The organism is Streptomyces sp. NPDC001407 (genome assembly GCF_042895325.1).
Classification (GTDB): Bacteria; Actinomycetota; Actinomycetes; order Streptomycetales; family Streptomycetaceae; genus Streptomyces.
This window is the reverse complement of sequence record NZ_JBIAWF010000055.1, coordinates 1-9897: the sequence shown is the minus strand read 5'-3', so window position 1 is coordinate 9897 and position 9897 is coordinate 1. Positions and strand designations below refer to the sequence as shown.

Below are 9897 nucleotides of genomic sequence, written 5' to 3'. Positions count from 1 at the left end.
GCGGTGCGACTTCAGGGCACCCAATACGTCTTACGGTTCCCGCACCGCGTTCCAGGTTCCCAGCCCGGAGGCCCCACCCCCGGCACCCACCACAACCCAAGCCCGGCCGGCGTTTGAGGCCGCTCGCCGCAGGCGCAACGGACCCGCACCCAGAATCGCCCCCGCACCCAGCGGAAAGCGTTCCCAGCCCGGCCGGCGATTGAGGCCACCCCACCCCAGCCACAACACACCCGCACCCAAAAAACCTCAGGCACCATCCGCCGGATGCGGAGCCAACGGCAGAAGTGCCCCCAGCCGCTCCTCACAAAGCTCCACCAGCCGCCCGTACGCCTCCTTGCCCATCAGTTCCGTCAGCTCCGGCGCGTACGTCACGTACACCGGATCACCCGCCCCGTGCGCGGACGTCGCGGAGGTGCACCACCAGTGGAGGTCGTGGCCGCCGGGGCCCCAGCCGCGGCGGTCGTATTCGCCGATGGAGACCTGGAGGACGCGGGTGTCGTCGGGGCGGTCGATCCAGTCGTACGTGCGGCGGACGGGAAGCTGCCAGCAGACGTCCGGCTTGGTCTCCAGCGGCTCGCGGCCCTCCTTGAGGGCCAGGATGTGCAGGGAGCAGCCGGCGCCGCCCGCGAAGCCGGGGCGGTTCTGGAAGATGCAGGAGCCGTCCCAGCGGCGGGTCTGCCGGTCGCCGTCGTCGTCGACCTGGGTCCAGCCGGTCGAGGTGCCGACGTCGTGGAACTGCCAGATGTCCGGCGTCAGCCGCGCCACGTGCCCCGCGACGCGCTGCTCGTCCTCCTCGTCGGAGAAGTGCGCGCCCAGCGTGCAGCAGCCGTCGTCGGCGCGCCCGGCCTGGATGCCCTGGCAACCGCTGCCGAAGATGCAGCTCCACCGGGAGGTGAGCCAGGTCAGGTCGCAGCGGAAGACCTGTTCGTCGTCGGCCGGATCGGGGAATTCGACCCAGGCGCGGGCAAAGTCGAGCCCGACCTCGTCGGTGGCCTTGGAGGAGCCCTTCGCGGAGAGCTTGGACCGCTTCTTGTCGGCCTTGCCTGCCTTCTCGAGGGATTTGTCAGGCTTCGCCTTCTTCGTCTTTGCCACCCCTCAAGACTATGCGCCCCGGCCGCTCGCAGTAGCGTTCAGGCCATGAGACTCGGTGTCCTCGATGTGGGTTCGAATACGGTCCATCTGCTGGTGGTGGACGCGCATCCGGGCGCCCGCCCCCTGCCCGCCCACTCCCACAAGGCCGAACTGCGGCTCGCGGAGCTCCTCGACGACGAAGGGGCGATCAGCGAGGCGGGGATCGAACGGCTCGTCTCCGTCATCCAGGAGGCCCTCGAAGCCGCCGAGGACAAAGGCGTGGAGGAGGTGCTGCCGTTCGCGACCTCCGCGGTGCGCGAGGCGGCCAACGCCGACACCGTGCTCGCCCGCGTCCAGAAGGAGACCGGAATCACCCTGCCGGTGCTCACCGGCGACGAGGAGGCGCGGCTGACGTTCCTGGCCACCCGCCGCTGGTTCGGCTGGTCGTCCGGAAAGCTCCTGGTCCTCGACATCGGGGGCGGTTCGCTGGAGATCGCCCTCGGCATGGACGAGGAGCCCGACGTGGCCGTCTCGCTGCCGCTGGGCGCGGGCCGGCTGACCACGGCCTGGCTGCCCGGCGATCCGCCCGACGCCACGGACGTACGGGCGCTGCGGCGGCACGTACGCGCGCAGATCGCCCGCATCGTCGGGGACTTCGCCCGGCACGGCACCCCGGACCACGTCGTCGCCACCTCCAAGACGTTCAAGCAGCTCGCCCGGATCGCCGGAGCGGCTCGTTCCACCGACGGTCTGTACGTCCAGCGGGCGCTCACCCGGCGGTCCCTGGAGGAGTGGGTGCCCAAGCTCGCCGCCATGACCTCGGCGGAGCGCGCCCGGCTGCCCGGCGTCTCGGAGGGCCGTGCGCCGCAGCTGGTCGCGGGCGCGCTCGTCGCCGAGGCGGCCATGGACCTCCTCGGCGTCGAGGAGCTGGAGATCTGCCCCTGGGCGCTGCGGGAGGGCGTCATCCTCCGGAGGCTCGACCACCTGCCCACTTCCTGACCCGGCGGCCGGCAAGGGCGCTCCGCCGGTGCGCCGCACGGGCACCTCCATGCCCGCGGCCCGGGACACGGTCGTACGCTGTCCCTCGTGACAGAGCCTGTGGTGCGCATCCCGGATGCGAAGGTCGCGCTGTCCACGGCCTCGGTCTACCCGGAGTCGACGGCGACGGCCTTCGAGATCGCCGCGCGCCTGGGCTACGACGGTGTCGAGGTCATGGTGTGGACCGACCCGGTCAGCCAGGACATCGAGGCGCTCCGCCGCCTCTCCGACTACCACCAGGTGCCCATCCTGGCCGTCCACGCGCCCTGTCTGCTGATCACCCAGCGCGTCTGGTCCACCGACCCCTGGGTCAAGCTCCAGCGGGCCCGCACGGCCGCCGAGAAGCTGGGCGCCACGACCGTGGTCGTCCACCCGCCGTTCCGCTGGCAGCGCGGCTACGCACGGGACTTCGTGCAGGGGATCTGGCGGATGGCCGACGAGACGGACGTCCGCTTCGCCGTCGAGAACATGTACCCCTGGCGCTACCGCGACCGCGAGATGCTCGCCTACGCCCCGGACTGGGACGTCACCAAGGACGACTACCGCCACTTCACCGTCGACCTCTCGCACACCGCCACCGCCCGGACGGACGCCATCCAGATGATCGACCGGATGGGCGACCGGCTGGCGCACATCCACCTCGCCGACGGCAACGGCTCCGCCAAGGACGAGCACCTCGTGCCGGGCCGCGGCAAGCAGCCCTGCGCCGAACTGCTGGAACGCCTCGCCACCACCGGCTTCGACGGCCACGTGGTGATCGAGGTCAACACCCGGCGCGCCATGTCCGCCGCCGAGCGCGAGGCCGACCTCGCCGAGGCGCTGGCCTTCACCCGGCTGCACCTCGCCTCCCCGACGGGCGCGGCCCGCCCGTGAGCGTCCCCCGTACGGGCGACGGCGCCCCCAGAAAACGCGGCAGGCCCGCCCGTACGGACCTCGCCGCAGGCCCCGGCGCCCGCGAGCGCATCCTCGCGGCGGCCCGCGCCGAGTTCGCCGAGCGCGGCTACGACAAGGCGTCCATCCGCGCCATCGCCAGGGGCGCGGACGTGGACCCCGCCCTCGTCCACCACTACTTCGGGCCCAAGGAACAGATCTTCGCCGCCGCCGTCGAGGTCGCCTTCGCACCCGCACTCCAGGCACCCGACGTCGTCCTCAAGGGCGGCGGTCCGGACACCGCCGGCGAACGCATGGCGCGCTTCTTCCTCGGCCTGTGGGAGGACCCCGTCACCCGCGAGCCACTGCTCGCGATCATCCGGTCCGCCGTCGCCAACGAGACCGCGGCCGCGGTCTTCCGCGACCTCGTCTCCACCCGCCTGATGGCCCGCATCGCCGACGAACTCGACATCGAGGAGCCCCGGCTGCGCGCCGAGCTCGCCGCCGCCCACCTGGTCGGCGTCGTGATGCTGCGCCACGTCATCAAGGTCGAACCGCTGGCCTCGGCGGACGTGGAGGACGTCATCGCCCAGGTGACACCGGCCATACAGCGCCACCTCACCGGAGCCCCGTAGCCCGCCGCGAGACGCCCGTCTCACATACCGGAGACACTGTCCGGATCTTGGATCATCGGCGTAGGCTCGTAGGACGCGACACCGCGCAGCGCGAAGCCGCCGCCACCAGGCCGCCGCCACCGCGCGCCGACGCCTTTCGAGGAGTGGAGCAGGATGCCCGAGCTGAGGTCCCGCACCGTCACCCACGGCCGCAACATGGCGGGAGCCCGCGCCCTGATGCGCGCCTCGGGCGTAGCGAGCGGGGACATCGGCAAGCCGATCATCGCGGTGGCCAACTCCTTCACCGAATTCGTCCCCGGCCACACCCACCTCGCCCCGGTCGGCCGGATCGTCTCCGACGCGATCCTGGCGGCGGGCGCGGTGCCCCGCGAGTTCAACACCATCGCCGTCGACGACGGCATCGCGATGGGCCACGCCGGGATGCTCTACTCCCTGCCCTCGCGCGACCTGATCGCCGACTCCGTCGAGTACATGGTCGAGGCGCACTGCGCCGACGCGCTGATCTGCATCTCCAACTGCGACAAGATCACGCCGGGCATGCTGATGGCCGCGCTGCGCCTGAACATCCCCGTCGTCTTCGTCTCCGGCGGCCCGATGGAGGCCGGTCAGGCCACCCTCGTCGACGGCACGGTCCGCAAGCTCGACCTGATCAACGCCATCGTCGACGCGGTCGACGAGAACGTCTCGGACGAGGACGTCCTCCGCATCGAGGAGAACGCCTGCCCGACCTGCGGCTCCTGCTCCGGCATGTTCACCGCGAACTCCATGAACTGCCTCACCGAGGCCATCGGCCTCTCCCTGCCGGGCAACGGCTCCGTCCTCGCCACCCACACCGCCCGCAAGGCGCTGTACGAGAACGCCGCCCGCACGGTCGTCGAGATCACCAAGCGCTACTACGAGCAGGACGACGACTCCGTCCTGCCGCGCAACATCGCCACCCGCGCCGCCTTCGACAACGCCATGGCCCTCGACATCGCCATGGGCGGCTCGACCAACACGATCCTCCACCTGCTCGCCGCCGCTCAGGAGGCCGGGCTGGACTACGACCTCAAGGACATCGACGCGGTCTCCCGCCGCGTGCCCTGCCTGGCCAAGGTCGCGCCCAACGTCGCCCCCGGCGGCACGTACTACATGGAGGACGTGCACCGCGCCGGCGGCATCCCCGCGATCCTCGGCGAGCTCTACCGCGCGGGCCTGCTCAACGAGGACGTGCACACGGTCCACTCGCCCGGCATCAAGGAGTGGCTCGGCACCTGGGACGTCCGCGGCGGCTCCCCATCCGCCGAGGCCGTCGAACTCTGGCACGCCGCCCCCGGCTGCGTCCGCTCCGCCACCGCCTTCTCGCAGTCCGAGCGCTGGGAAACCCTCGACACGGACGCCGCCGGCGGCTGCATCCGCGACGCCGCGCACGCCTACTCCAAGGACGGCGGACTGGCCGTCCTCAAGGGCAACCTCGCCGTCGACGGCTGTGTCGTGAAAACGGCGGGCGTCGACGAATCGATCTGGACGTTCGAAGGACCGGCCGTCGTCTGCGAATCGCAGGAAGAAGCCGTCGACAAGATCCTCCGCAAGGAGATCAAGGAGGGCGACGTCGTCGTCATCCGCTACGAGGGCCCCAAGGGCGGCCCCGGCATGCAGGAGATGCTCTACCCCACGTCCTTCCTGAAGGGCCGCGGCCTCGGCAAGTCCTGCGCCCTGGTCACCGACGGCCGCTTCTCCGGCGGCACGTCCGGCCTCTCCATCGGCCACGCCTCCCCCGAGGCCGCCTCCGGCGGCACGATCGCCCTCGTCCAGGACGGCGACCGCATCCGCATCGACATCCCCGCCCGCTCGATCGAACTCCTCGTCCCCGACGAGGAACTGACCGCCCGCCGCGCGTCCCTTGGCGGCCGCTACGCCCCGAAGTCCCGCGAACGGAAGGTGTCGGCGGCGTTGCGGGCGTATGCGGCGATGGCTACGAGCGCGGATCGGGGGGCTGTGCGGGACGTTAGCCGCTTGGGCTGAGGTTGTTTGTGGTTGGGGTGGGGTGGCCTCAATCGCCGGCTGGGCTTGGGTGTGTGGTGGGTGCGCTTTCCGCTGGGTGCGGGTTCGTTTTTAGGTGCGGGTTGTGTGCGCCTGCGGCGGGCGGCCTCAATCGCCGGCCGGGCTTGGGTGTGTGGTGGGTGCCGGGGGTGGGGCCTCCGGGCTGAGGACCTGGAACGCGGTGCGGGCGCCGTGAGTCGTATTGAGTGCTGTGAAGTCGCACCGCGTTCCAGAACCCCACCCTCCGACCCCACCCCCTCCCCCCGGTGGGTGACATCACGCTTCGGGGCGCGCCATGCTTTTGTTTTTCAGCCTGTCCGGCGTTTGAGGACGCGCACGCAGTGCGCTCCCGCCGCAGGCGGCAACGGACCTGAGGTTCGGGGTCTGGGGCAGCGCCTCAGTTTCGGGAAGGGGCGGGGTGGGGGAAAGAGCCCGCCGCAGGCGTCCACCGTCCCGCGGCCAGGGGTCTGGGGCAGCAGCGCCCCCCACGCGGCGGAGCCGCACATGAGATGAAGCCGGGAAGGGGCGGGGTGGAGGGACAAGCCCGCCGCAGGCGCCCCTACCGCCAACCCCCAGGATCGTGGTCGCTCACAGCGAACACCGTCCCATCCGGCGCCGCCCCGAAAACCTTCCCGTCCGCCGCCACCGGCGCCGGCAACAGATCCAGATACCCCCGCCCCGCCCGAGTGAGCCGAGGCGACGTCTGACCCAGCAGCGAACCCCGGACCGTATCCACGGCCAGCAACCGCCCGTCCGCAGCGGAGAAGTACAGACGGTCGTCGGCCAGGACAAGAGCCGAGGCGTTGGCCACGGACGTGTCCAGCCGCCACCGCTGTCCGCCGCCCGTACCCGCCGGATCGACGCCCACGGCCGTCAGACCACCGTCGGAGGACAACAGGTAGACCGCGTCACCCCGCGCGGCCGCGCTCGTGACACTCAACGGCGTGCTCAGGGGCACCCGGTGCTCGCTCTGTTCGGCGGGGGAGTAGCGGACGACAGCGGAGACACGGTCGCGGGAGTCGACGGCTGTCAGATAGAGCGTGCCGCGCGGACCCACGCCCACAGGCGTCAGATCGCCGTCCAGCGTCCGCTGCCACAACGCCGTCCCGCGCAGCGGATCGAGCGCGAGCAGCTGCGTACGGTGCTGTCCGGGACCGGCCGGGGAGACGGCGTAGACGGGTGCGCCGATGTCGCGCCCGCCGACGACCTGGGGATCGGCGTAGGAGTCGGCGTCGGAGTCCGCGAAGGAGGAGAAGACGGGCTTCGCGTGCCCCGGCAGTTTGTGGCTCCAGCGCTCCCTGCCCGAAGCGCCGTCGACGGCCGTCACCGTGCCGTCGGCCGCGACCAGCAGCAGCGTGTCACCCGCGTGATAGACCCGCCCGCTGTACGCGGCCACGTTCCGCGTCCAGCGCTGCTCGCCCTTCACTGGGTCGAGCGCGAAGAGCTGGTCGCCGTCCGGCGTTATGACGTGCACCAGGCCGCCCGAGACCACCGGCGCGGGCGGAGCGCCCGGCTCCGTCTCCGCGGGATGGGAGGTGTCGACGGGCCGCCGCCAGACGACCTCCCCGCTCGCGGGGTCGATGCGGGCCGCCTGCACACCGGGAGCGGAGCAGTAGAGCGCGGCCTCCCCGTACGTACAGAACCCGGCCCGCACCCTGCCGTCACCCGCCGCGTCCGGGGGCACGGACGCCTCCCACGGCTGCCAGTCCGCGCCCGCTGCCGCCGACCGTGACTGCGACGGCGGCCGGTGCGACACATCGGCCTGACGCAGCGCCCAGGAGCCACCGACCCCCAGCGCCGTCGCCACCACCGCGGCGGCGACGGCCCACAGCGCGCGCCGCGTCCGGCGTGTACGAGGGCGGGCCGGCGGCGGGGCCGGCTCCGGCGCCTCGGGCTGCGGGGGAACGCGTACGTGCGTGGGCACCGCGTCGCGGGACGCGCCGTTCTCCGGCGGAGCGGGGAAGCTCACCGGCGCCGCCCCGGGCACCCGCGGCAGCCGGGCCATGATCGCGTCCGGCGTCGGCCGCTCGGCGGGCTCCTTCGCCAGGCAGGACCGGATCAGCGGAATCAGATCGTCCGGGACCCCGGCGAGATCCGGTTCGTTGTGCACCACCTGATAGGCGACGATGTACGGGCTGTCCGATTCGAACGGCCCCCGCCCCGTCGCCGCGTGCACCAGCAGCGACGCCAGCGCGAACACATCCGCGGCCGGCCCCACTTCACGCGGCCGCTGGAACTGCTCGGGTGCCATGAAAGGCGGCGTCCCGATCAATTTCCCGGTCTCGGTGTGCAGCTCACTGTCGCACGGGCGGGAAATGCCGAAGTCGATGACCTTGGGACCGTCCTCGGCGAGCAGCACATTGCTCGGCTTGAGATCGCGGTGCACCACTTTGGCGCGGTGAATGTCGCGCAGGGCCTCCGCGAGACCCGCGGCCAGCCGCCGCACCTCGTCGGGCGGCAACGGCCCGTTCCGCTTCACCCGCTCGGAGAGCGTGGGACCGGGGATGTAGAGGGTGGCCATCCAGGGACGCTCACCATCGGGGTCGGCGTCCACGACCGGAGCGGTGAAGGCCCCGCTCACCCGCCGCGCGGCCGCGACCTCCTGCCGGAAACGGGCCCTGAACTCCGGGTCCACCGCATATTCGGCATGCACCACCTTGACCGCGAGACGCAGCCCGGAAGGCGAGCGGGCCAGATGGACGACACCCATGCCGCCGGACCCGAGACGACCCTCCAGCCGGTACCGACCGGCATACCCCGGATCCTCCGCTTCCGGGCCCGCCCCGGTCGTGCGCAGCGGCGGCATTCCCCCACCCCCGTGTGTATTCGGCCGCGTACGGCGGCCTCCGGAGCCTAATCGATGGCACCCGGGAACCCCGGGAGGCATGCCGGTGCCTTGCTAGCCTGCGCATGTCATCGAGCAATGCCTCATTACCGCGCGGGGGAGGGCCACATGGCCATCGGCGAGATCAGCGAGAGCAACGACAGCGGCACGAGTGACGAGAGTGCCGGCCTGGCCGTATCGGTGCAGTCGGCGAGCGCCGTCTATTACCCGATCGCCCCGGGCACCCAGGTCAACGTCCGCCGCGGTCCGAACACCGGCAGCCAGATCGTCCGCGTCCTCCCCGAGGACGCCGAGGTCCAGATCCGCTGCCAGACCCGCGGCGAGACGGTCACCGGCCCGTACGGCACCACCGACATCTGGGACAGCATCGCTCCGGGCCAGTACGTGTCGGACGCCTATGTGAAGACGGGCAGCAGCGACTTCGTCGCGATCCGCTGCTCCTGAGGCACGACGTCGGCCGGTAGCCGGTGGCGATAATCGGGGTATGAGCGATGAGCACGAGGCCACCGGCCCCCGGCCCGAACCGATCCGGTTCTTCGGTACGACATGGGTCGACCATGACGGCGGCTACGCACTGCGCAGAGCCGGTGCCGGAATCGGCGCGCTCGTCACGGCGGCGGCGGGCGCCCTGGTGCTGCGCTTCGGCTACGAGGGCCTGACGATCGCCAAGGTCGGCAGCCTCGTGAACATCCTCGTGGTCGTCGCCTTCGCCGTGTGCAGCGCGCTCGCCTTCCGCCGCACCTGGGAAGGGTTCGGCCGCCGCCCGGACCCCGCGGCGGACGCGAGCGTTGAACGCTCGATGCAGAGCATGCTGCTGATCGGCTTCATCGGCTCCCTCCTCGCCTACGCGTTGCGCACCCTCATCGAGGCCCCGGGCGAGGAGCTGCGCCGCAAGGAGTACGAGGAGGCGCTGGCCCGCTACGAACGGCGCCGCGCGAAGTCCGGCAAGCGGGGCAAACGCCGGTAGCCGGCAGCCGGGGCGGAGCACCGCCCGGACTGGTGTAGAGTTCTTCGAGTTGCCCCGGCGTCCGCGAGGACGGCGAGGCGGCCACTCCTGCCGCACCGGCGGCAATCTCTACTGCATGTTCCCTGAACGGGATGGTTTTCGGCGTGCCGAATTCCGGACCGGGCGCCGATTAGGAGCCGCCGGGGAAATACGCTAAAGTAGTGATCACGCCGGAAGGCGCGAAAAACCCCGCTCCAACAGGGGGCCGGAAACGGAATCTGAACCGGAAACGGAACGGAAAACGGATCTGGTAAGGTTGGAAACACGAAATACCGAAGGGGAACGCCCGGAGGAAAGCCCGAGAGGGTGAGTACAAAGGAAGCGTCCGTTCCTTGAGAACTCAACAGCGTGCCAAAAGTCAACGCCAGACTATAAAATACCCCGTCCCTGGCCTTCTGGTCGGGACGCGG

General features: G+C 71.3%; 8 protein-coding genes. 6 read left to right on the top strand and 2 right to left on the bottom strand.

What is annotated here, in order from left to right; genetic code table 11:
- Window positions 1-246: 246 nt before the first annotated feature.
- Window positions 247-1092 carry a hypothetical protein gene (locus tag ACFY1P_RS35210; RefSeq protein ID WP_390752991.1) on the bottom strand — a complete coding sequence of 282 codons (846 nt, stop codon included), beginning with the start codon at window positions 1090-1092 and terminating at the stop codon, window positions 247-249.
- A gap of 45 nt (window positions 1093-1137) precedes the next feature.
- Between ACFY1P_RS35210 and ACFY1P_RS35205 the strand changes: the two genes are divergently transcribed.
- The 4 genes from ACFY1P_RS35205 to ilvD all read left to right on the top strand — a co-directional run bounded on the left by ACFY1P_RS35205 (window position 1138) and on the right by ilvD (window position 5618).
- The gene (locus tag ACFY1P_RS35205) at window positions 1138-2070 is read left to right on the top strand and encodes a Ppx/GppA phosphatase family protein (protein ID WP_361534597.1); all 933 of its coding nucleotides are present in this window, start codon (window positions 1138-1140) and stop codon (window positions 2068-2070) included.
- Between the two features lie 87 nt (window positions 2071-2157).
- On the top strand, window positions 2158-2982 hold the full coding sequence (locus ACFY1P_RS35200; protein WP_361534594.1) for a sugar phosphate isomerase/epimerase: 825 nt from the start codon (window positions 2158-2160) through the stop codon (window positions 2980-2982).
- Window positions 2979-3614: a TetR family transcriptional regulator gene (locus ACFY1P_RS35195; protein WP_361534591.1), complete on the top strand. Its 636-nt coding sequence runs from the start codon at window positions 2979-2981 to the stop codon at window positions 3612-3614. The genes ACFY1P_RS35200 and ACFY1P_RS35195 overlap by 4 nt, the downstream gene beginning before the upstream one ends.
- 153 nt (window positions 3615-3767) lie before the next feature.
- Window positions 3768-5618: a dihydroxy-acid dehydratase gene (gene ilvD, locus ACFY1P_RS35190; protein WP_361534588.1), complete on the top strand. Its 1851-nt coding sequence runs from the start codon at window positions 3768-3770 to the stop codon at window positions 5616-5618.
- Window positions 5619-6195: 577 nt separating this feature from the next.
- Here ilvD and ACFY1P_RS35185 read toward each other — a convergent pair.
- Entirely contained in the window at window positions 6196-8442 is a 2247-nt protein-coding gene (locus tag ACFY1P_RS35185; RefSeq protein ID WP_390752990.1) for a PQQ-binding-like beta-propeller repeat protein, read from the bottom strand.
- Window positions 8443-8589: 147 nt separating this feature from the next.
- Between ACFY1P_RS35185 and ACFY1P_RS35180 the strand changes: the two genes are divergently transcribed.
- Together ACFY1P_RS35180 and ACFY1P_RS35175 are read left to right on the top strand one after the other, a co-directional pair.
- A complete protein-coding gene (locus ACFY1P_RS35180) occupies window positions 8590-8925 on the top strand; it encodes an SH3 domain-containing protein (RefSeq protein ID WP_361535375.1) in 336 nt (111 codons plus the stop codon).
- A 40-nt stretch (window positions 8926-8965) separates the two neighbouring features.
- Window positions 8966-9448: a hypothetical protein gene (locus tag ACFY1P_RS35175; protein WP_361535372.1), complete on the top strand. Its 483-nt coding sequence runs from the start codon at window positions 8966-8968 to the stop codon at window positions 9446-9448.
- Window positions 9449-9897: the final 449 nt, after the last annotated feature.

Bases quoted from the DNA above. Each gene is read 5' to 3' on its own strand.
- ACFY1P_RS35205 (WP_361534597.1), top strand. From the start codon at position 1,138: ATGAGACTCGGTGTCCTCGATGTGGGTTCGAATACGGTCCATCTGCTG.
- ilvD (WP_361534588.1), top strand. From the start codon at position 3,768: ATGCCCGAGCTGAGGTCCCGCACCGTCACCCACGGCCGCAACATGGCG.
- ACFY1P_RS35175 (WP_361535372.1), top strand. From the start codon at position 8,966: ATGAGCGATGAGCACGAGGCCACCGGCCCCCGGCCCGAACCGATCCGG.
- ACFY1P_RS35185 (WP_390752990.1), bottom strand. From the start codon at position 8,442: ATGCCGCCGCTGCGCACGACCGGGGCGGGCCCGGAAGCGGAGGATCCG.
- ACFY1P_RS35180 (WP_361535375.1), top strand. From the start codon at position 8,590: ATGGCCATCGGCGAGATCAGCGAGAGCAACGACAGCGGCACGAGTGAC.